The sequence below is a fragment of the Pseudoalteromonas sp. CO348 genome (assembly GCF_004208845.1).
GTDB lineage: Bacteria > Pseudomonadota > Gammaproteobacteria > Enterobacterales > Alteromonadaceae > Pseudoalteromonas > Pseudoalteromonas maricaloris.
In genome coordinates this window covers 354,960-377,281 of the sequence record NZ_SGPI01000017.1, presented here as the reverse complement: position 1 = coordinate 377,281, position 22,322 = coordinate 354,960, and the positions used below count along the sequence as shown (strand labels likewise).

The 22,322-nt window shown below is 43.2% G+C and carries 22 protein-coding genes; 8 read left to right on the top strand and 14 right to left on the bottom strand.

Annotated elements, in window-relative coordinates; genetic code table 11:
• Window positions 1-169: 169 nt before the first annotated feature.
• Genes EXT48_RS09235 through EXT48_RS09225 form a run of 3 tightly spaced genes read right to left on the bottom strand, consistent with a single transcriptional unit; the run spans window position 170 to window position 2,624 of the window.
• Window positions 170-1,423 carry a hypothetical protein gene (locus tag EXT48_RS09235; RefSeq protein WP_130164274.1) on the bottom strand — a complete coding sequence of 418 codons (1,254 nt, stop codon included), beginning with the start codon at window positions 1,421-1,423 and terminating at the stop codon, window positions 170-172.
• Window positions 1,420-2,253, bottom strand: a complete 834-nt coding sequence (locus tag EXT48_RS09230) for an ABC transporter ATP-binding protein (RefSeq protein ID WP_130164273.1) — start codon at window positions 2,251-2,253, stop codon at window positions 1,420-1,422. The genes EXT48_RS09235 and EXT48_RS09230 overlap by 4 nt, the downstream gene beginning before the upstream one ends.
• On the bottom strand, window positions 2,253-2,624 hold the full coding sequence (locus EXT48_RS09225; protein WP_010373963.1) for a GntR family transcriptional regulator: 372 nt from the start codon (window positions 2,622-2,624) through the stop codon (window positions 2,253-2,255). Before EXT48_RS09225 ends, EXT48_RS09230 begins: the two co-directional genes overlap by 1 nt.
• 89 nt (window positions 2,625-2,713) lie before the next feature.
• Here EXT48_RS09225 and EXT48_RS09220 point away from each other — a divergent pair, with 89 nt between their 5' ends.
• The 6 genes from EXT48_RS09220 (at window position 2,714) to EXT48_RS09195 (ending at window position 10,840) form a co-directional block, all read left to right on the top strand.
• Window positions 2,714-4,198 (top strand): alpha/beta hydrolase, encoded by a 1,485-nt coding sequence (locus tag EXT48_RS09220; protein WP_130164272.1) that lies wholly within the window; start codon window positions 2,714-2,716, stop codon window positions 4,196-4,198.
• A 3-nt stretch (window positions 4,199-4,201) separates the two neighbouring features.
• Window positions 4,202-4,936 carry an ATP-binding cassette domain-containing protein gene (locus EXT48_RS09215; protein ID WP_130164271.1) on the top strand — a complete coding sequence of 245 codons (735 nt, stop codon included), beginning with the start codon at window positions 4,202-4,204 and terminating at the stop codon, window positions 4,934-4,936.
• Window positions 4,933-6,069 (top strand): ABC transporter permease, encoded by a 1,137-nt coding sequence (locus EXT48_RS09210; protein WP_010373969.1) that lies wholly within the window; start codon window positions 4,933-4,935, stop codon window positions 6,067-6,069. Before EXT48_RS09215 ends, EXT48_RS09210 begins: the two co-directional genes overlap by 4 nt.
• 163 nt (window positions 6,070-6,232) lie before the next feature.
• Entirely contained in the window at window positions 6,233-7,126 is an 894-nt protein-coding gene (gene ttcA, locus EXT48_RS09205; protein ID WP_010373971.1) for a tRNA 2-thiocytidine(32) synthetase TtcA, read from the top strand.
• A 289-nt stretch (window positions 7,127-7,415) separates the two neighbouring features.
• The gene (locus EXT48_RS09200) at window positions 7,416-9,569 is read left to right on the top strand and encodes a TonB-dependent siderophore receptor (protein WP_130164270.1); all 2,154 of its coding nucleotides are present in this window, start codon (window positions 7,416-7,418) and stop codon (window positions 9,567-9,569) included.
• 74 nt (window positions 9,570-9,643) lie between these two features.
• Window positions 9,644-10,840, top strand: a complete 1,197-nt coding sequence (locus EXT48_RS09195) for a PepSY domain-containing protein (protein ID WP_130164269.1) — start codon at window positions 9,644-9,646, stop codon at window positions 10,838-10,840.
• Between the two features lie 52 nt (window positions 10,841-10,892).
• Here the strand turns inward: EXT48_RS09195 and uspE are convergent, their stop codons facing one another.
• The 10 genes from uspE to ccoN all read right to left on the bottom strand — a co-directional run bounded on the left by uspE (window position 10,893) and on the right by ccoN (window position 19,990).
• A complete protein-coding gene (gene uspE / locus EXT48_RS09190; RefSeq protein WP_130164268.1) occupies window positions 10,893-11,816 on the bottom strand; it encodes a universal stress protein UspE in 924 nt (307 codons plus the stop codon).
• A gap of 118 nt (window positions 11,817-11,934) precedes the next feature.
• Window positions 11,935-12,669, bottom strand: a complete 735-nt coding sequence (locus tag EXT48_RS09185) for an FNR family transcription factor (RefSeq protein WP_010373979.1) — start codon at window positions 12,667-12,669, stop codon at window positions 11,935-11,937.
• A 185-nt stretch (window positions 12,670-12,854) separates the two neighbouring features.
• A complete protein-coding gene (locus EXT48_RS09180) occupies window positions 12,855-13,526 on the bottom strand; it encodes a sulfite exporter TauE/SafE family protein (RefSeq protein ID WP_039497489.1) in 672 nt (223 codons plus the stop codon).
• Window position 13,527: 1 nt separating this feature from the next.
• Window positions 13,528-13,728: a cbb3-type cytochrome oxidase assembly protein CcoS gene (gene ccoS, locus EXT48_RS09175; protein ID WP_130164267.1), complete on the bottom strand. Its 201-nt coding sequence runs from the start codon at window positions 13,726-13,728 to the stop codon at window positions 13,528-13,530.
• Complete coding sequence (locus tag EXT48_RS09170) at window positions 13,725-16,100, bottom strand: heavy metal translocating P-type ATPase (protein ID WP_130164266.1); 2,376 nt, start codon at window positions 16,098-16,100, stop codon at window positions 13,725-13,727. The genes ccoS and EXT48_RS09170 overlap by 4 nt, the downstream gene beginning before the upstream one ends.
• 6 nt (window positions 16,101-16,106) lie before the next feature.
• Window positions 16,107-16,598 carry a FixH family protein gene (locus EXT48_RS09165; protein ID WP_010605013.1) on the bottom strand — a complete coding sequence of 164 codons (492 nt, stop codon included), beginning with the start codon at window positions 16,596-16,598 and terminating at the stop codon, window positions 16,107-16,109.
• Between the two features lie 118 nt (window positions 16,599-16,716).
• The gene (gene ccoP / locus EXT48_RS09160; RefSeq protein WP_130164265.1) at window positions 16,717-17,682 is read right to left on the bottom strand and encodes a cytochrome-c oxidase, cbb3-type subunit III; all 966 of its coding nucleotides are present in this window, start codon (window positions 17,680-17,682) and stop codon (window positions 16,717-16,719) included.
• Window positions 17,679-17,864, bottom strand: a complete 186-nt coding sequence (locus EXT48_RS09155; protein ID WP_010373992.1) for a cbb3-type cytochrome c oxidase subunit 3 — start codon at window positions 17,862-17,864, stop codon at window positions 17,679-17,681. The genes ccoP and EXT48_RS09155 overlap by 4 nt, the downstream gene beginning before the upstream one ends.
• 5 nt (window positions 17,865-17,869) lie before the next feature.
• Window positions 17,870-18,544, bottom strand: coding sequence for a cytochrome-c oxidase, cbb3-type subunit II (gene ccoO, locus EXT48_RS09150; RefSeq protein ID WP_010373994.1), 675 nt, complete (start codon window positions 18,542-18,544; stop codon window positions 17,870-17,872).
• 12 nt (window positions 18,545-18,556) lie between these two features.
• The gene (ccoN, locus tag EXT48_RS09145) at window positions 18,557-19,990 is read right to left on the bottom strand and encodes a cytochrome-c oxidase, cbb3-type subunit I (protein WP_010373997.1); all 1,434 of its coding nucleotides are present in this window, start codon (window positions 19,988-19,990) and stop codon (window positions 18,557-18,559) included.
• 306 nt (window positions 19,991-20,296) lie between these two features.
• On the opposite strand from ccoN, the gene EXT48_RS09140 reads away from it, so the two are divergent.
• Together EXT48_RS09140 and EXT48_RS09135 are read left to right on the top strand one after the other, a co-directional pair.
• The gene (locus EXT48_RS09140) at window positions 20,297-20,731 is read left to right on the top strand and encodes a hypothetical protein (protein WP_010605011.1); all 435 of its coding nucleotides are present in this window, start codon (window positions 20,297-20,299) and stop codon (window positions 20,729-20,731) included.
• Window positions 20,728-21,204: a transcription elongation factor GreAB gene (locus EXT48_RS09135; RefSeq protein ID WP_130164264.1), complete on the top strand. Its 477-nt coding sequence runs from the start codon at window positions 20,728-20,730 to the stop codon at window positions 21,202-21,204. The genes EXT48_RS09140 and EXT48_RS09135 overlap by 4 nt, the downstream gene beginning before the upstream one ends.
• A gap of 30 nt (window positions 21,205-21,234) precedes the next feature.
• On the opposite strand, the gene EXT48_RS09130 is transcribed toward EXT48_RS09135, so the two are convergent.
• A complete protein-coding gene (locus tag EXT48_RS09130) occupies window positions 21,235-22,227 on the bottom strand; it encodes a GlxA family transcriptional regulator (protein WP_130164263.1) in 993 nt (330 codons plus the stop codon).
• Window positions 22,228-22,322 lie beyond the last annotated feature (95 nt).

Genomic DNA, 22,322 nt, shown 5'->3' with positions numbered 1-22,322 from the left:
CCTTTCTTATACCAATTGAATTAATTCTCTAATCAATTTGAAGGGTGAAATAGCATATTAGCTTCGTTAAAAATTTCTCATTTAGAACAACTAAATAGTAAAATTTTTGCCTTGCTACTAAAGCTATTTCCCCGCTTCAAGATAGATCATTTACTTAATACAACTGGTATTAATCAAACTTCTTATTACTGTAAACAAGCAGTGAGGTGGCTATCACAACGTAACCTAATAATAGATATAGGGTGGTTGCTGATTGTTCGTGATTTAACAGGTAAGATTTAAATGCACTATGCAAAATGACTACGAACATGCAGCAAAGCGACAACGTAAGGGCGCTTTTAATCATGCTTCCTAGCGCAACACAAAGAACAAATCCCGCGATAGAGCCTGTAAATATCACTAAATAGAAAGCCACAGTCTCGAATGTGGAAAAGAAGCTACAAGCTAGCAATACTAGAAGTTGAAACAAGGCTAGGCAAAACCCAAGTTTAACCGCAGAGACGTGGTAAGCCTGCTTTATCGCTTTAAGGCTTGAATAGATAGGGAGTAGGTATAGTTGATCCCATGTCATTTTCGTTTGTAGTTTGGACCAACAGACAAAAATAGCGACCATCAGAACAAGCATATCGGTAAAGCCGATAACAAAATGGAGTGTGACACCAAAAAAGCCACTTGCGACAATGGCTAATAGCCCAGAGACAAGCAATATCTGACAGGTTTGTATCAACAGATTACCCGCAAAATAGCTCATTGGCATAAAAAATTGTCTAAACCCCTGAGTGAGGAAATCAGGTGCGAAGGTATTGCTCGGGAGCCACCCAGTTTGAATATTATTTATGTAGGTTTGATATGCTAAATGATGCCATTGGCAGTGATGAGCCCGCGTCACTAATAGGTATATTCCCATTACCATAAGGGGAACGGCAAGCAGTGCTAAAATTTGTGGGGTATCGCCAAAAAACATAGCGAGCACGAGTACGAGCATAAAAATGTAACTATTATGTCTGAAATACACACTATTTCGAAGACATAGCAAAAAGAAGCTACCGCCAAAACTCGTTGCAAATAACATGGCATAGGCAACTTCAGATGCGGGGCGGTTGAGAAGTGCAAGGGCATTGAGTAGGTAGCCAATGATCAGAATTACCAAACCTTGCAAGTATATGTGCTGTTTAATTGCTGGGAACAGTAAGGCGCTTTCCTGCGCTTGCAACTTCACTAATTGCCAGCAAAAAGCCATCCAAAAAGCGCTGATTGAAAAGACCAAACTAAATGCTTGTATATTTTGATCTTCTATTAAGGTTAACAAAGGTGAAGCGATAGATGCTAAGGCCCCTGGAATGAAAAAATTTGCTGAGCCGCACTCTCGCAACCAAAACCCGGAAAATCCTGTCCACCAATTGCGCTGAGTTAATGTACTCATGCGTGTAGCTCCACAAAGAGCTGCTCAAGGTTGCTATGGCTTTGCTGTAGGTCTGCTGACCAGTTTGCACTGTCGTGAGCTTGATAAATGCTAAAACGTTCAGATTGATGAAGTACGTCTCCTGATGGCAGTTTGCTTGTAAGATGATGTGGTACAAGCCTAATTTGTTCTTTTAGCGTATCTAATTCGCCAGTAACCAAAACCTTACCATCTTTAATAATGGCAATGTGACTCGCAACGCGCTCAACGTCAGATGTAATATGCGAGGAGAAAAGTACACCAGAGCCGGACTCAAGTGCTAACTCGAATAAGTCCGACATAAACTCCCGGCGTGCAATGGGGTCGAGGCTTGACACTGGCTCGTCAAGGATCAGTAACTTAGGGCGGTACGACATCGCCATTATCAGCGCTAAGCTTTGTTGTTGACCAACTGAAAGGTTACTTACTAGCTTGTTTTCGTCTAACTCGAAGCGAGAAAGCCATTCTTGCTCAAGTGTAATATCCCAATTTGGATAAAAGCTGCGGTGCAGTGCGAGGGCGTCTTTGACTTTAAAGCCTTGATAGCCACAGGGCTGTTGTGGCACATAGCCAATTTGGCTTTTACACGTAGGGCTCAGCTCGAGGTTGCTACTATTGAGGCAGCTAACCTCACCACTATTTTGTTCGATTAACCCAAGTGCAATCCGCAGAAGTGTCGTTTTACCGGCCCCGTTTCGTCCTAGTAAACCCATAACCATGCCAGGTTCAATAATAAGATTTATGTCTTCAAGAACCGGCTTGTCGGTATATTGTTTATGGATTTTAGTGAATTGTAGTAGTGGGCTTGTCATTATTCTTGTCCCCAATTTTTATCAATCAATGATATCAATTCAGTCTTACTGATCCCAAGCTGTTTCGCATCACTAATTAAAATATCTAGGTTTTTATGGAGTAGATTATCGGTCTGTTGTGTCGTTTGCTGCTGTGCAACGCGTGTCGGCTGGCCGCGTCTTCGTTCAAGCCAACCTTGATCGACAAGTTGCCCGATAGCCCGAGAGACGGTCATCGGGTTCACCGAGAAGTGCTCAGCTAGCTTTCTTACAGAAGGTAGCTCTTCTCCGGCTTGTGCTTTACCAGACACAATTAAACGCACTATTTGATCAAATAGCTGCTTATAAATCGGCTCTGCGCTGTTGGGGTTGACATGAATAAGATCTAGCATTACTCTAATTCTACTGTATTAATACAATAATACACTGATACACTCACTTAAAGTTAGCATACTGACCGTGAGTCAACAAGGAAATAACTATGAAAAAGCCATTTAAGTTTAAGAAAAGCTTAGTAAAGCTAGCGCTGCTTCCTCTCGTTTTAGGAACTGTGCTGCCATTACAAGCGGCAACATCAACCGCAGAATTATCCGCTTGTTATGCAAAAGGCCTCAGTGACAGAGCGCAATGCGGAAAAATTTCGCAACCATTAAGTGAAACCAAAACAGAACAAAAAATTGATATTCATTTTATGGTTATTCCAGCAATAAAGCCGCTTTACCCACAAGAAGCGATTATTGCGTTTGCAGGGGGACCTGGACAATCGGCCACCGAAATTGCAGCAAACTTTGAAAGAATTCTTAAATACGCGAGAGAAAATAGAGATATTATACTTGTTGACCAGCGGGGAACTGGAAAGTCCAATCTATTGCAATGTGATATGGGGGATCTTGAGCAACAATTTGCGCTAAATGATACCTTGTTGGGTCTCGATTTTTACAAAGAAGATGCCCTTAAGTGTAAAGAAAATCTAAACACAGATCTTTCCGATTATACAACGGTTGCGGCCGCAAAAGATTTTGACGCGGTACGAGTCGCGCTTGGTTATAGCAAATTACACTTATATGGTGGCTCATATGGAACGCGCATCGCACTTGAGTATATGAGACAGTTCCCTGATAGTGTTGCATCGGCCGTGTTAGATGGTCTTGCGCCCAATAACCAAAGTTTAATGGCGATTGGTGGCGCGATAGAAGATTCATTGAACGCCCTTTTTGCACAATGTGAGGCCGATAAAAAATGTGCAAATAGTTATCCGAATCTAAAGCAGCAATGGCAAAGCTTGCTTAATCAAGTAGAGCAAACGCCGTTAGAAGTGTCTGTACTTCACCCAAGGACCAGCAAACCGCTCGCGATGACGATGACCAAAATGAAGCTATTTAGCGCGATTAGGATGGCGCTTTACTCTCATTCCTTCCGTGCATTGGTGCCGCTTGCGATTAGTGAAGCGACTAACGGTAACCTTGCTCCACTTGTTGGCATGATGGCACCAAGTGAAGACGGTCTGGGATTGGCCATGGGGATGCATCAGGCGATTGTATGTGGGGAAGATTGGCCACGATTAACGGCTGCGGACAAAGCCAAATATAGTGAAAACTATATGGGTGAGATGATGATCACAGGACTAGATGCGACGTGCCCAATTTGGAATGTGAGTCCGGTGCCAAGTAGTTACTATGAACCCGTTGCGTCCGATATTCCAACCTTACTGCTTTCTGGCGGATTAGATCCAGCAACGCCTGCTAAGTGGGCAGAAGTTGCGATGGAAAAATTAAGCAATGCCACGCACTTAGTTGCGCCAACGGCCACGCATATTGTCGCAGGGCAAAGCTGTGCTAATAAGCTTATTGCTAAGTTTTACGATGAAAAGACAGTGGGAGACTTTGATATTAGCTGTCTTGAAGAAGACACACGCAAACAATTCTTTATGAACATCAATGGCCCAGCAACCGCTAATAAGGAGTAACTCATGATCCAAGTAGATAACTTATATAAAAAGATTGGTGAAGTGAACGCGCTAGACGGGCTGTCATTTACCGCTCGAGATGGTCAAATTACGGGACTATTGGGACCAAATGGGGCAGGTAAAACGACTTGTTTACGGACCGTATTTGGCCTGCTCCAAGCTGATCAAGGTATGGCGTCTATCGATAGTATTGATGTTGCCAAAGAGCCAACCAGGGCAAAACAACAATTAGGATTGTTCCCAGACCCGTGTGGACTCTACGAGCGCATGACACCGCGTGAATATACCCAGTTTTACGCTGAACTAAGTGGCATGGACGCAAATTCGGCCGCTGCCGCGACGCAAGAAGTGTTAGAGAAGCTACAAATGTTGGATATCGCGGATAGACGCTGTAAAGGCTTTTCACAAGGTCAAAGAATGAAAACAGCGTTGGCGCAGGCAATCGTGCATAAACCAACGAATATTGTACTTGATGAGCCAACGCGTGGTTTAGATGTAATGAGTACCAGAGTATTACGGGATTTGTTGTTGATGCTTAAGGCGCAAGGTCACTGTGTCTTGTTTTCTAGCCACGTGATGCAAGAAGTTGCAGCACTTTGCGATCATGTGGTGGTCATGGCGAAAGGCAAAGTGGTCGCGGAAGGTTCTCCACAAGCGCTATGTGAACAAACAGGTAAAGCATCGCTTGAGGAAGCTTTCATTACCCTAATCGGTACGGATGAAGGAATTGCAGCATGATGAAATTAATCTCAGTTTTATTTAAAAAAGAAGTGTTAGACGCAAGCCGCGACAAACGTTCAGTGATGGCTGGCCTTTACTATTGCATCGGTGCACCTATTCTAATGTGTGTATTATTTACCGTCATGTTTAAGCAAATGGCTTCGCCTGATGCACTCAAAATCACTATTAATAATGCGGAGAATGCGCCCAACTTAGTACAATTTTTAGCGAGTAAAGAAATTGAACATGGTGAAGGCGAAGAGGTTAAAGCCATTACCTTGGAGGTAAGCGAAGATTATCAAGAAAATATGATGCAAGGTAAGAGCGCGACGGTATTTATCATCGCTGATAAATCGGAGCAAAAGTTACGTTCATCAATTAACCGACTAGAGCGTAACCTCATGTTATACAACAGCGAAGTTGCTTCATTGCGGTTAGTCGCGCGTGGTATCGATCCGACAATTGCACGTGCGATAGATGTTCAAACTCATGACCAAGCGACACCAACCTCTAAAGGGGGCTTCGTATTAGGTATTGCAACGTTATCTATTATTATTTCACTATTTTATGCGGCGATGGGTATGGCAATTGACAGTAGTGCTGGGGAGCGTGAACGCAACTCTTTACAGCTATTACTTAGTCACCCGATCAGTACTATGCATATTGTGTTAGCTAAAGTGGGGGCAATTGCAGGTTTCTCTATCATTGCCTTAGTGTTAACCACCATAGTATCAAAGTTTGCGTATAATATGGTGCCTTGGGAAATGATGGGCTTTACGGTGATTATTGGTCCTAAATTCATTATTTCGGCAATTATAATTGGCCTGCCTATTGCGCTAATGTCTGCCAGCTTGTTGATATTTATCTCTTTCTTGGCTAAATCATTTAAAGAAGCGCAATCTTATGTAGCGATGGCGCTGTTCATTCCGGTAATGATGAGTATGGCAACGACCTATGATATTGCTACCGACATTATGCAGTGGATGCCGATCGCAGCGCAGCAAAACGCAATGATTGAAATCATTAAAGGCAATGCGATACCAGTACCACAACTATTATTATCGAGCGCGGTAACGTTGGGGTTGTTTGCTATTTTCACCTACCTAAGCAGTCGTATGCTAAAAAGTGAAAAGGTAGTGTTCGGCCTTTAATTTACTAATTCCCAACAATGGCGCCCAAAGCGGCGCCATTTTTGTATTTTACCTCATCTCAATTTCACGTATAATCGGCGCCCCATAATTGATGTAGTAATGTACTAGCGTGATAACGTCCACAGTACACAGTTGAGTAAGTATGAATACGGCACCTAACACCATGACAGAGCAAGATAATCGCAAAGAAGTTTTAGAGTTTAATAAGCTGCAAAAGCGTCTGCGCCGTAATGTCGGCAACGCCATCAAAGATTACAATATGATCGAAGAAGGCGATGTGGTGATGGCTTGTATCAGCGGTGGTAAGGATTCATTCGCCATGCTGGATATTTTACTTAGCCTAAAAAAGGCAGCACCAATTCACTTTGATGTGGTGGCGGTCAATCTAGATCAAAAGCAGCCTGGGTTCCCAGAGCATATTTTGCCTGAGTACTTCGAAACGTTAGACATTCCTTATTACATCATTGATAAAGATACTTACTCAGTCGTAAAAGAGAAAGTACCAGAGGGCAAAACGACTTGTGGTCTTTGTTCACGCTTGCGTCGTGGCACTTTGTACTCATTTGCGGAAAAGATTGGCGCGACTAAAATCGCACTGGGCCACCACTTAGATGATATTGTTGAAACGCTGTTTTTAAACATGTTCTACGGTGCAAGAATGAAAGCGATGCCACCAAAGCTACGCTCTGATGATGGCCGTAATGTGGTGATCCGCCCGCTCACTTATGCACGTGAAAAAGATCTTATTCAATACGCAGAGCATAAAGATTTTCCTATTATTCCGTGCAACCTATGTGGTTCGCAAGAAAACCTGCAACGTCAAAACATTAAATCTATGTTGGTAGAGTGGGATAAGAAAACACCTGGTCGAGTAGAGAATATTTTTAAATCAATTCAAAATGTTAGTCCAAGCCAACTGGCTGACACGGAACTTTTTGACTTCGAAAGTCTACCTCTAGATAGAGACGGTGAGCGTGAAGCTTATGACTTTAATGAAGCAGTGGTTTCCTCGACAAACATTGATGAATCATTGTTTATTGATGTAACTAATATTTAATTCTCAACGATGATTTTTCCAGGCTAGGTCTGATAGGCCTAGTCTAAAACTCAATAATTGGTACTCTATTACTTAACAACTTTTGCTCCCCAACATCTTTCACTTTAAATTACCTGGTAACTCTACGCACCTAACTTATTCATGCTGTCGGGAAAATGATCTCTGCATGAGATATTTTTGTTCTTAGTTTTGCAAAAAATGCAATTAAATATAAGTTGGTTATTTTAAATGTAATTAATAATTGTTATCATTTGCCTGCGCTTTAATAATAACCAAGTTGTGGCTCCAAATGAAAACAATATCAAAACTATCCCTTATCGCTTTAGCGATTATGTATCCCTCTTTGCATGCGTCAGCTCAGCAGCAAGTGTCAGAAGATAAGCTTAAAGACCAAGACATAGAAAAAATAACCGTCGTTAGCCGTACATTAAATTTATATCGTAATGGTGAGTCTTCGACGGGAAAGCTTGCGGTTGACCCACTTAACTCGACCCAGATGGTGACTTCTCTCAATGCAAATCTGATCCGTGATTTAGCCGCAAGAGATGCCAAAGATCTCTATCGTAATATCGCGGGGGTCAGCCAATTTAGCTACGCGGGGGTGACTGCACGTGGCTTTCGTCAAGAAGAAATCTATTTTGATGGTCTAAGAGGCGACCCATATGTTGGGTTTAATGTCCCACAGCTATTTAATGTCGAGCGTGTCGACTTTTTGAAAGGTCCCGCCGGTATGCTGTATGGACCCGGGGCACCTGGTGGATTATTCAACTATATAACTAAAAAGCCGCAATCTGAGTTTAGTGCCAATACTCGTATTATCGCGGGCACAGATAGCCGCTATGGTGCTTCTGGTGAGGTGACTGGTGAAGTAGCACAAGCGCAAAGCATTCGCTTGGGGGCGTTTTACGAACAACAAGATACCTACCGCGATAATAGTGCAAGCGAAGTGGCAATTATGGATGTAGGTTACGCTTATGATTTTGATGATGCTCGCTTGATTTTGCAATACACGCACTACAAGCAGGACTTGGACGCGAATCGCTTACGCGGTGTCCCCGCTGGCGATGACGGTGAGTTTCTAACTACACCATCGTGGAATCATAATGAGCCTACAGACTTTTTAAATCTAACCTCAGATGTATTGCAAGCGAGTATTGTTGGGGATTTGAGCCCATCGCTAAGTTACAACGTTGCGCTTCGCTATATAGATAATGAGCAAGAACAAAATTATCATGAACCAAGAGCACTCATCGATAGCAATAAAGATGGTCAAATCGATTTGGTCGCACGTGAGTTCCGAGATCAACTAAGAGCCCAGTCTCAACTCTCTTTTGCGGCTAACTTTGTTTATGAAACACAGATGTTTGGTGCTGAGCAGCGTACCGCATTTGGACTAGATATATATTCTGGTGAAGAAGATGCGTTGTTGGGTCGAGCGTCAGCCTCTAATGACTTTGTCACTCGTTATCTAAATGGTACGTCGTTAGACTCGGATATTTTGCCTTTGTCTCTCCACAACCCTAATTATGGAGAAACGCAGCCAAATCAATACAATGTGAAGTTTGCGCCAGAAAGTACAACGAAACAACAGCGTAATGGCACCTATGTACTCAACGAACTCGCTTGGGAGAAAGTAACGTTTGTAGCAGGCATACGTTATGACCAGTTTGAAGACGATGCCAATGGCAGTAAGTTTGATGATACCAATGTTAGCTTCAGAATTGGTGGTATCTACAAGCTATCTGATGATATCTCATTGTATTCACAGTGGGCTGACTCTTACGAACCCCAAGGCGTATCCAGTCAGGACGAAAAAGCGGGTGGTCCATTTGAGCCAACGACGGGTGATATCATTGAAGTTGGGCTTAACGCTGAGTTATTTGACGGAAGTACATTGCTAAAAGTGGCTGGTTATCAGATAACAAGGCAAAACTTGCTACAAAATATAGGTACAGATCCCGAGCAAGATGGTGTTGATAATTTAGCGCCAATCGGAGAAATCACGAGTAAAGGCCTAGAAATCGAGTTAATCACCGACGTGACCCCTGACTGGGTAGTAAGCTTAGCCTATGCCTATAATGATGCGACTATCACCGCTGACAATGGCGCTGGTGGGATCCGCAATAGTGTTGGCGATAAATTTGCCAACGCCCCTGAAAATCAGTTTGGGGTGTGGACTCGATATCAGATCCCTGAGTGGAATCTGGCTTTCGCAGTTGGCGGTAACTATGTGGATGAGCAGCTTAGTTTATCTGGCCAAACACTAAATTCCTATTTCGTCGCTGACACCTCAATTATTTGGGAATTAGATAACTATAGTGTGCTATTCAGAGTTGAGAACGTATTCGATAAAGAATATGCAGAGTCGGGCTTTTTAGACCGCACGGGACACTTTCCGGGCGATCCAAGAAATGCTTTCCTTGAGTTTACCTACAACTGGTAATGCTTAAGTTAATCTGAGGCTCGGTGAGTTATCCGAGCTTGTGGAAATGAAAGTCTATCTTTATAAGGATCAAGATGGCTGACAAAGCTAGACAAAGAAAGCGGCTACGCAAGTTATATGATTTACATGCCTGGGTAGGCTTTCAATTAGCGACCGTTATGTTTGTGATCCTCGCAACGGGCACAATCGCAACTGTTTCAAATGAATTAGATTGGCTTGTTTTTGAGCAAATGCGTGCTAGCCAAAAGCCCAAAGAGGTAAAAGAGCAAACGGCTGCATCTTGGAGAAACATGTATGCGTCGATAGCTGAACGCTATCCAGAAGGTCGTGTTACTGCTTTAGGTACAATGGGGAGCGACTACTTTTCCTATCGAGCACGGGTGGCTTTCGAGGCTAAAAGTGATAGGTATGTGCACGTCGATCAATGGACTTATGAAGTAACGGGCGATATATCATTACTCACAATTCAACGATTTTTTAGAGATTTGCATCGCTACCTATTTATGCCTGCAATGCCCGGGCTGCCAATTGTCACTGCTTTTGCATTCATTTTACTGATCTCTGTCTATACCGGACTGAAAACCACACGAAATTGGAAAGTTGCGCTGTGGCGTTTGAGATTGGCGCAAGGTACAAGAGTATTTTTGAGTGACCTGCATAAGGTTTTTGGCTTATGGGGACTGTGGTTTAGTACACTTATTATTATCACAGGTATTTGGTATCTGTTTGAGTTTTCTGCACGGGTAGCCGGTTTTAGTTTGGAGCCTCCAGCTCCAAAAGTTGAGCATGTTACAGCGGTAAAAGACGTCAACATGCTGTCCGTAAAGAGGTTTGAAAGCGCTTTTGAAAAAGCGCAGCTTGCCATTCCCAATTGGACGATAACAACCGTACAACTGCCAAGAGCAGATACTGCGGTGCTGCGTTTTCAAGGAATGAGTACAAACCCTGTACTTCGGGATAGAGCGCACAAGGTTTATATGGACCCAACAACGCTAGAGGTTTTAGCAGTACAGCAACCTGAAAATATGGCGTGGGGCAATTATCTTAACGAATATGCAGATCCATTACACTTTGGTTATTTTGCAGGGATCACCTCTAAGCTTATATGGTTTGTGTTTGGCCTTGCGTTAACCGGACTGTCGTTTACCGGTGTGATGATGACATACAAGCGCACTAAGTCTAAAAGTATAACGGGTGCACAGTTGGCAACGTTGCCGATATTTTGTTTATCAGCATTTTACTTTTATTTCTGGCTCGCCAGATACACATAAAGGGATGTGCGGCTGTGTATTTGCCGCACATTAAATTAACTTGAGCGCTGAGTTAGTCTTCTAATGGGGATTTATAGCCATCAGGCTTTAGTGCTAAGACATCACAGTCTAAGCTATCTATCACGTGCTCAGCAGTATTGCCAACAAGCGCTGCACTCAGTCCAGTGCGACCGACAGTGCCGATGACCACTAACTCAGCGTCTTTTTCTTTAGCAACGTAGGGGATAACGTCCTCTGGTAGACCTTCTTTGATGATGCAATCGCTTTTATCTATTGAATAAGTTTCTGCGAGTGTAAATGTCTCGTCTTCATGATGTTTTTTCACGGCTTCATTGTATTGCGATGGGTTAAACTCGGGAATTTCTATCGCAATATTAACAGGCGTTGCTGGATAGGTGTTTACCAAGCTTAATTTGGCATTGGCTAATTCACATAAAAACTGAGCATCTGTAATGATACGTTTATTGAGTTCTTGATGTTGTTCGTTATCGCTGACAGAGTTTACCGCTGCAATAATGTTGCCTTGATCTGGCCAAGCGTGATCTTTAACCAGTAACAGAGGAGCAGGGCATTTGCGAATTAAATGCCAGTCGGTTGGGGTGAAGATAACTGACTTTAGGGTATCGTGCTGATGGGTGGATTTAATGACCAAATCATAGTCATGTGCAAGCACGGTTTTGATGATCGCTTCGTAGGGGCGATTGTGCCACAACACTTTAGTTTGGATACTCACATCAGAAAAGCCCTTAACCATATCGGCAAGCCATGCTTCTCTGTCTTTAATTACTGCCTCACGCATTGCTTCACGTTCGTCTTTAGACAACATCGTGGTCATTTCATAGGAGAAGTCATAAATAGACATAAATGCAGTGATGGCTGCACCGGTACGCTTGGCAAGATTGATAGAGCGTTCTAAGCTATTTTGGCGCTCTTTGGTTGGATCAATTACGGTGAGTATACTTTTGATTTTATCCACGACTATCTCCTTAAAACGGTATACAAATAAGATCAGAAGCTTTTTCACCTCTGACCTTATTGAGTGTAACCGATCCTATCTAAGGATAAAGTCTTAACGATAAATAGTTTGTTCTAAATCAAGATGCAATTGCGGCTGTCTCAGCTAGGGCTGCAGCATCAATAATGGTAATAAACTTGCCTTCGACCTTTATTGTTCCCGCTTTTTGGAAACGACTGAGTAAACGACTAATGGTTTCTACAGTAAGACCTAAGTAGTTACCAATTTCACCGCGCGTCATCGTAAAGCGGAATTCTTTACGAGAAAAACCACGCTCGCCGAAGCGATTTGAAAGGTTATAGATAAAAGTTGCTAAGCGTTCTTCAGCAGTCTTTTTATTCAATAATAACAACATCTCTTGGTCGTAATTGATTTCACTGCTCATTAGTCGCATGATCTGTTGGCGTAGCTTTGGCAGCTTACCAGCTAACTCATCAAGGGTATCAAATGGGATTTCGCACACCATAGAGGTCTCTAAAGCTTGTGCGAAGCTCTGGTGCTGCATTTTATTGATGGCATCAAAACCCACAAGATCGCCCGCAAGGTGAAATCCTGTGATCTGCTCGTCGCCTTGCTCAGACAGTGTGTAGCTTTTAAATGAGCCGGAACGAACGGCAAAGATTGCATTTAATGGCGCACCTGACTCGAAAAGAAAATCCCCTTTATGAAGCGGCTTTTTACGTTCAATGATCTCATCTAACTTGTCCATTTCGCTGCCATTGAGCGAAAATGGGAGGCAAAGTTGACTGATACTGCAATTATTGCAGCTGATTGTGCATTGGCTCTTTGAGCGGTTTTGATTACTTAAGTCCATAAAATTTCCATAAGTCTATGACGCACGTGAAGGCAACCTAGTATCAAAGCATAACGGTTTTGGTACTACAGATCGCCACAAACTCATATGACACGCAAAAGAAAATTTGGTTATCAATTGGAGCTCCTAATCTCAAAGCGCTAACCAATAATCTTAAATGATGAGTTTGCTTAGATAAGGATAGGTTAATGTACTAACTTATCAGTTGCAATAATAATTAAATAAACACCATACCAAATCAATAAATTACCCATAATAATACGTGTAACTAAATGATTTATAAACTTTTGTAGCAGCTGAGCCGATTGTCCTATTACAATCAGCGCAGGCATTGTGCCGATACCAAAGGCGAGCATAATGAGTGCGCCTTCAGTTGCTGATTTTGCTTGTAATGTCCATGTTAAAGCCGAATAAACTAGGCCACAGGGTAGCCATCCCCATAAGGCCCCGTAACAAAACGCTTTGGTTTTTGTATTGACCGGGACTAAGTAGTGATTGAGCTTAACAATATGTTGCCAAATTAAGCTTTTAGCAAACGACTCTAGCCATTTTAAGGTGCTGGCTAAGCGCATTACGTAGATAGCGACAAGCACCATAAAAATACCACTCATCAATTGTAATATAATGGCGAGTGACGTGTTTTGCTTGGCGAGACTTGCCCCGAGTAGGGCAACAAGGCTGCCAGCTAGTGCATAGCTGGAGATACGTCCGATATTATACAACAGGGTAACAACCACTGCAGAAAGCTGCTTACTCGCCAGTTGTAGCGAGCTGGCAATACCGCCACACATCACCAAGCAGTGACCACTTCCTGCAAGCCCCATTACAAATGCACTTAGCAAGCTTATCTCATTCATGCTAGTTGTCGTTATTACTCTTATTATTTGATGGTTTTACGGACTTATCACCCGTGTGCGCTTTATCATCATCGAATAAGATGCTGTGGCCCTGTTTATTCAAATCTGAAAATTGTTCGCTTTTTACTGCCCAAAAGAAAATACCAATAGCAATAATGACGAATAAAATGGCGATAGGTATTAATACGTAGATGATACTCATAGCTTTAATAACCTTAATGAATTACCGATCACGATGATCGAGCTAGCTGACATGCCAATAACTGCTATCCAAGGTGGAATGAGGCCAAGTGCAGCGAGTGGCAAAATGGAGCCGTTATACAAAAGTGATATGGTTAAGTTTTGCTTTACTATTCTGCGCGTTTGTTTCGCTACTTGCTGAAGGGCTAGAATGGCATTCAAATCGCTATTTAACAACACCACATCAGCGGTATTCTTTGAGATATCAGCGCCGGTATCCATCGCAACTGACAAGTGAGCGCTATTGAATACTGGGCTATCGTTGATGCCATCACCAACCATAGCGACAACCTCGCCTTGTTTGGACCAAGTTTCAACGGCTTGTTGCTTAATCTCTGGTGTGCAAGCGCTTTGGTAGCTATCTAATGCTAACTGCTGCGATAACTCTTTGCCTGCATTGGAGCTATCCCCAGTTAGCATGTGGCATGTAAGGCCAGCTTGTTGTAGCTGTTCAACAACTGTTTCAGCATTGCTTTTTACTTTGTCATTGAAGTAAAAATCTGCAACTGCGTTGTTGTTAATGAATAAGGTTGCTTGAGCAAATGACGCGTGGTTATCAAACCAATGGCTCTTCCCAAGGGCAATAGTGACTCCTTGCCAGTGACCACGAATACCTGAACCAGCCACAACTTCAACATCTTGGACTAGGTTTTCGGTTGGGGTGATATGTGCAAATGCGCGAGCGATTGGGTGCTCAGAAAAGCGCTCTAACGCTGCTGCGAAATCCAAGACTTGTTGCTCGTTGTATTCCGTTTGCAGTAGCTCAATGTGTTTAATTGAGAAACGTCCTTCGGTCAGTGTGCCTGTTTTATCAAAGGCAACACGCGTTAATTTGGTTGCCGTTTCTAGTACATGGGCTTCTTTAATCAAGATCCCTTTTTTCGTAAGTGACGCAACGGCGCAGGTAAGCGCGGTTGGTATCGCAAGGCTTAACGCGCAAGGGCAGGTTGCTACTAGCACTGAAATCGTGACCCAAAAAGCCTTATCTGGTGAAATTGGGTACCAGCCGATGGCGGTAATTGAGGCAAAAATTAATAGACAGGCAACAAACCACTGCGCGACTTTATCGGTGATTTCCACCAACTTAGGGCGTTTGGTAAGTGCGTTATGCTGCAGTCGAATAATTTGGTTGAGCAGGGTATTTTGCCCAATTTTATTGATCTCTAACGTAATTACACCGTCATGATTCACGGTTCCAGCATACACTTGATGGCCTTGATATTTCTTAACTGGCAAATGTTCGCCTGTCATCATCGACTCATCAACGGTGGTATGGCCTTTGATCACTAAGCCATCCGCAGGGATAGTTTCTCCAGCCTTAACTAATATCAGATCGTTCAGTTTTAGCTTTTTGGCGGCAATATGTTGCTCATTGTTATTCTCATCAACCTTTCTGGCGGTCAATGGCAGCAGCTTTTGCAGGTTTGCAGTAAACTCACTGGCTTTTAATCTGGCCCTGAACTCAAGGTATTTACCTAACAACAGCAAGAAGGTAAACATACAGATGGATTCAAAATAGACTTCGCCGACTTCCATAAAAGTAGCGTAAGTGCTGGCGCCGTAGGCTCCGAATATAGCAAGTGAAACAGGGAGATCCATATTCAGTTGTTTAGCTTTCAGTCCTTTAACCGCATTCGTTAAAAATGGCATCGCTGAATACAGAATAACAGGAGAGGCAAGCACGAGACTTATCCAACGAAAGTATTGTTCAAAGTCCTCTTCCATGCCTGAAAACATGCCAAAGTACATGGCAAATGCAAACATCATCACTTGCATAGTCATGAGGCCAGCAACGCCTAAACGACGGATGTATGCTTTCGCTACGGCTTGTTTCTGTGCAGCTTCTTCATCGGCTTGAAATGGGTAGGCCTTATAGCCGATTTCCATCAAGGATTTGATGATATCGCTTAACTTTACGTGTTTATCTTGCCATACAATCATGGCGCGATGGGTGGAGGTGTTAACATCAACTCGAACGATACCGCCGAGCGCTAGCAGTTGTTTTTCGATAAGCCAAGCACAAGCGGCGCAGCTTATTCCTTCAACACTGAGCAGTACCTCTTTGTGCTCACCGCTAATTTCGACGAAGTCCTCTTGGATCTCGTCGTTATCATAGCTGAGTAGCATTTTGAGTTGTTCAGGTACAAGCTCTTCAACTTTACCTGCACTTTCTGTGCGGTAAGTATAGTAGTCACTCATACCTTGAGAAATAATGGTTTCGGCAACGGCCTGGCAGCCAATACAGCAAACCGGTTGTGCGCTACCCTCAAAGGTAACCGAGCCTACAAACCCTTTAGGAATAGGCTCCAAACAATGAAAACACGAATTTGCCATGGCAGCTTACTTATACTGTGGAGTGACCGCGATAATACCATCATGTGGCAGTTGGATTTTTTCTTTCATTTTCCAACTGTTGTCCATAGGCTCTATAAATACCGTGAACACACCGCTATGTGGTTCATCAAATAAGCCAGTAAACTCGCCGCTGGCGTTTTTAGTCAGCGTGACTGCAAAATCGTATTTCTCAATAGTGCGGTGGTAAAACGAGAGCTTTAATGCATGAACTTTAGAAGCGTCGCCCTTGGTAAATTTAAAGGTGACTTTTTGCTCTGCTACTTGCAGGTCACCATGTAAATAGAGCGCTTTTGCTTTATCAAACTTACTCAGCTCTAGGTTGATTGCTTTACCTTTTTTGTAGTAGTCATCAACGACCATATCAGGACCATTACCGACTGCAAACGTGATGAGAAAAACACAGGCAACGACAGTAACGAGTGGGAAAAAAATTAAAAACCAAGGCCAAAAATTCTTATACCAAGGGGTAGGGTTCATAGTTGCTCACATGGCTATAAAACTTGCCCGTATTCTACCGTAAGTTGCGGTAAATACCTAAAAAAAAGCCTCCAAATGGAGGCTTTTTTGATCTCAAATAATGTTCTAAAAGCTAAGCTTATTGGTCTTGTGACAAGCTATAAACATACGCTGTTAGAAGGTGTACTTTATCTTCACCTAAGATATCTTTCCATGCTGGCATTACACCCGCACGACCGTGGCGAAGTGTGTCTTCAACTGCGCGTTGAGAACCACCGTATAGCCAGATATTATCGGTTAAGTTTGGTGCACCGAACGGCAGGTTATGTGCAACAGAACCTTTACCATCCATACCATGACAAGCCGCACACATTGCAAACTTAGCTTTACCTGCACCAGCATCTTTTTGGTTAACAGTACGTCCAGAAAGGCTTAGTACATAAGCAGTCATTTCTTTTACGCCTTGATCACCAAGTGCATCTTGCCAAGCTGGCATCGCTGCAACACGACCGTTAAGCAGTGTTTCTTTGATCTTGTCAGGCGTGCCACCATATAACCAGTCTTTATCAGTTAGGTTAGGGAAGCCTGCGCCACCACGAGCATCAGAGCCATGACACTGAGCACAGTTTTGCGAGAATAAACGTTGACCGATTTCAAGTGCTTCTTCATTCTTTGCAAGCGTAAGTACGTCTTGCTTTGCAAATTCTTGGAAGATAGGACCAAAACGGTCTTGTGCTGCTTCAACTTCTTTATCAAGTTGTACCCACTGGCCATTTTCATGTGCTTCAGCGACTGCTTTCTTAGACTCTGCCAAGGTAGTAATGCCTTGGTTAGAGCTCGTCCAGTTTAAGAAACCTTTAAAGTTACCAAGACCTGGGTAAGCAGCAAGATAATATACTGACCAAACAAAAGTCGCGAAGAACATGTAAGTCCACCACTTTGGTAGTGGATTATTTAATTCCTCAATTCCGTCGAACTCGTGACCACAGCTTTCGCCTTCTTTGACACCTGTGTAGTTTTTCAGGTTCCAAATTAGCAGGCCGAAAATCAGAGCTAGACACGCTAGGGTTAGTACGATAACCCAAATACTCCAAAAGCTAGTCATTTTTCAGACTCCTTTTCCTCGTTAGAGATAGTGTTGTTATGTTTTTTCTCATCTTCAAAAATGGCATTAGCAGCGTCGTCGAAACGGCGCTTAGACCGCTTGCTATATGCCCACACAACAATCACTATAAACAGTACCAAAATTACCAGAGTCAAAATGCCTCTGTATGTGCCGTAATCCATAACAATTACTTCAAATGTGTGCCAAGTTGTTGTAAGTAAGCGATAAGTGCTTGCATTTCTGTTGCACCTTCACCACCGTTCATCGCGTGAATTTCATCCACTTGCGCTTGTAGTTCAGCATCATCACCGTAGCCTTTGCCATTGTAGCGGTCTGACGACTTATCAATACCAAATGCATCACGGAACACTTGTAATTTTTTCAGAGTATAAGTGGTATCTACTTTAGTGCTATCAAGCCAAGGGTAGCCTGGCATGTTTGACTCAGGTACCACCGAGCGAGGATCCATTAAGTGCGCATAGTGCCAGTCGTCAGAATAACGCTGACCAACACGTGCCAAATCTGGACCTGTACGCTTAGAACCCCACTGGAATGGGTGATCCCATACCGACTCACCGGCTACAGAGTAGTGACCGTAGCGCTCAACTTCATCACGGAATGGACGAACCATCTGTGAGTGACAGTTGTAACAACCTTCACGTACGAAGATGTCACGACCTTCCATTTCAAGCGCGGTAAGCGGGCGTAAGCCTTCTACTGGCTGAGTGGTATCTTTTTGGAACATTAGTGGAGTAATTTCAACTAGTGCACCGAAGCTAATCGCGAATACCGTTAGGATAGCCATCAGGCCAACGTTCTTTTCAACGATTTCGTGTTTGTTTGTTGAGTTATTGTTGCTCATACTCAATACCCCTTAAGCCACTTGCGGGTTTGCATCAGTGGCAAGTTGACCACTTTTTGCAGTAACCGTACGGAATACGTTGTAAGCCATTACCAGCATACCAACTACGATGAATACACCGCCTAGGAATCGCATGATGTAGAAAGGCTTAGAAGCTTCTAGTGACTGAACAAAGCTGTACATTAATGTACCGTCAGCATTTACTGCGCGCCACATTAGGCCTTGCATAACACCAGAGATCCACATTGCAACGATATAAAGCACAACACCAACTGTGTGTAGCCAGAAATGTGTGTTAACTAGCTTGATGCTGTACATGTTACCGTGACCAAATAGGGCAGGGATTAGGTGGTAAATTGCACCGATAGAAATCATCGCAACCCAACCTAGTGCACCAGAGTGTACGTGACCTACTGTCCAGTCTGTGTAGTGTGAAAGCGCATTTACAGACTTAATAGCCATCATTGGGCCTTCGAACGTAGACATACCGTAGAACGATAGAGACACAACTAAGAAACGCAGTACTGGGTCAGTACGTAGTTTGTGCCAAGCGCCAGACAGCGTCATGATACCGTTGATCATACCGCCCCAAGAAGGAACGAATAGGATAACTGACATCACCATACCTAGAGACTGTGTCCAATCAGGTAGTGCTGTGTAGTGAAGGTGGTGAGGACCTGCCCAAATATATAGAGAAACAAGTGCCCAGAAGTGAACAACCGATAGACGGTAAGAGTACACTGGACGACCTGCTTGTTTTGGTACGAAGTAGTACATCATACCTAAGAAACCAGCGGTAAGTAGGAAACCTACAGCGTTGTGACCATACCACCACTGAACCATCGCATCTACTGCACCTGCGTAGATTGAATAAGATTTAGTAAGTGATACAGGAATAGCCATACTGTTTACAATGTGAAGCACTGCAACAGTGATAATGAAACCAGCGTAGAACCAGTTTGCTACATAGATGTGTGACACTTTACGCTTGATAAGAGTACCAAAAAATACTACAGCATAAGTAACCCATACTACCGCGATTGCGATATCAATCGGCCATTCTAGTTCAGCGTATTCTTTTGAAGAAGTAATACCCAGAGGAAGCGTGATAGCCGCAGATACGATGATGGCTTGCCAACCCCAGAAGGTAAATGCGGCAAGTTTGTCAGAGAACAGGCGCGTTTGACACGTGCGCTGAACAACATAGTAAGAGGTTGCAAATAGTGCACTTGTACCAAATGCAAAGATTACTGCGTTCGTGTGTAACGGACGAAGTCTAGAGTAAGTTAACCATGGAATGTCGAAGTTTAACGCAGGCCACGCAAGTTGCGCTGCGATAAATACACCTACACCCATGCCAACAATGCCCCAAATCACTGTCATGATAGCGAATTGGCGTACAACTTTATAATTGTACTCAGTTTGTGATGCTACTGTTTGGCTCATTTTCTGGATTCCGCTGCAATTTATTGCGATTAGAAATGAATTACCTGAATTACAGGCCCTAGTTATATTTCTTCAAGCCCGTCATGTTTTAACTCAAAAGATGAGTGAAAACCTAACCAGCCCGAGAAACCTTTATTTTTGCGAGGAAATGATAATTTTTTTGCTTATGAAAAGATACCTAAAACGCCTAAAATTATGACATCAATCAAGTTTTCACGCGCTTTTTGTTCGCTTCTTAAGCAACCTAGCATTTGCCCTGAAACTTGCGTACACTGCGCAGGATTCAGAAGTGACGGTAAATCCCTCATGATTGCAAAGCAATTAACAATCGGGTTGCTAGGTGTTTTCCTCGTGGCCTGTTCAGACCCGACTATTATTATACATGAAAGTTCAGAAAAAAGTGAAAGTTCAGTAACAAGAAATGTCTGTAATTTTTCAACGCCCTGTGATTTAACTCCACAAGTGCAGATTTATCTGGGCTCAGAGCAGGTTCAACCTGAAACAGAATTTACCATTGGGCTAAAAAGTGCGACTAAAGTAGAGGTCGTTTCGGCATGGCTTGAGGGAGAAAATATGAACATGGGGAGAATTCCCGTGTTCTTTGACAAAAACACACTGATAGCAAAAACCATGGTCGGTGTATGCACGGATAAATCTATGCGTTGGATTTTACGTTTAGCGCTAACCGTTAACGGCCAGTCTGTTACTACCAGTCATCCAATAGCTGTAAACTACCAATGAATAAATCTGTTTTTATCGAATATCTCAAGTTTGCACTTGAACAAAAGCTGATTGAAGCCACTGAAGCGGCAAACAGTGCACGTGCTGACGCTACCCATGAACAAAGTGCTGCTGAAACACAATACGACTCGTTGAGTATCGAGTATGGCTACCTAGCAGAAGGGCAAAGTGAGCGCGTTGATGCCATGCATTTGGCGAAACAAACAATATTGAATCAATTGGCGCTAGCTGTGAGCAATACAATTACACATAACGCACTAGTTGAAATTGAAGATGAGCAGGGCAACTGTCATTGGTTCTATTTTGCGCCTTGCGAAGGCGGACTAAAAATCCAATATAAAGAAACACCAGTGTTGGTGTTAACGTTTGATGCGCCCCTTGGCAAGCGGCTAAAGGGGTTAACGGTAGACGAAGATATTTCATTTTTCTTCAACGGCCAACAGCAAACGTTAACCGTGATGCAAATACTGTAGCGTGGTTTACCCTCGTTTTGCTACGAGTTGCTACGAGAACAATTTCTTTCTTACTATTGCCCGATATGTGCTTGGTGATCTTCCCATTAATTGCCGAAATACTCTGCTTAATTGCCCTTGTGAATTAAATCCAGAAGCAAGGGCAATATCTTGAATGGAGAGATTACTGCTCGCGAGCAGCTCTTTGCACATCTCAATACGCACCTGTTGTAAGTAGGCAACGGCGGTTTGTCCTGTTGCTTGTTTAAAGCGGCGGTTAAAGGTGCGATAGCTCAAATCAAATTGTGCTGCGACAGTGGGTAAAGAGATTTCCGATGCGGCATTATTTTTCAGCCAAAATTGAATTGCGGCAATTTGCTCATCAGCATGACGGTCCACAGCACCCTCTAAGTAGCGCTGTTCTTCGTAAGGCTTACGAATTTCATGAGAAAAGTTTTGCTGCACATGGTGTGCGGCATCTATCCCGTACAGTAACTCAATAATGTGTACAATCACATCGGCCAGCGCATTTAAGCTGGCTACAGTGTAGATCCGCTCTGATTGAGTGATAAAGTAATCCGGTTTTAATTCAACATTGGGGTATAGCTGAGAAAATTGTTTGGCAAAATGCCAGTGGGTCGTTGCTGAATGCCCGTCAAGCAGGCCTGAACTTGCTAAAAAGCAAACACCTGTACCAACACCTATCAGTGTGCTTCCTGCTCCCCATGCATCCGCAAGTGACTCACTCAGCGCTTGGTTTTGTCTTACAAGTGGTCTTGGATTTCGCCATATGCTTGGCACAATAATGTAGTCATATAAAGGCAATGAGCTAAAGTCACTTTGTGCTTCAAGTGCCATGTAATTATCGGCGTTGACTGCCTCGCCTCGGCTGCTGCAAAGGAGAACTTCTAAAGGAACATAAGCCTCTTTTAGATGCACTTTAGCAAAGGCTTGTCCGGCTTTGAGCATTTCCAGCGGTAAGGTGACACTGGTAACGAGCATATGCTTGTAAAGCACAATGGCGACCTTTGTACAGGATTTCATCTGCTCCGACCTCTTTGGTTTGGCGAAAAATGATTTATATGTGGCGTATTTTGTAAAAACTTAAATTCGAATGCAATTAAAATCAAGTCATTATC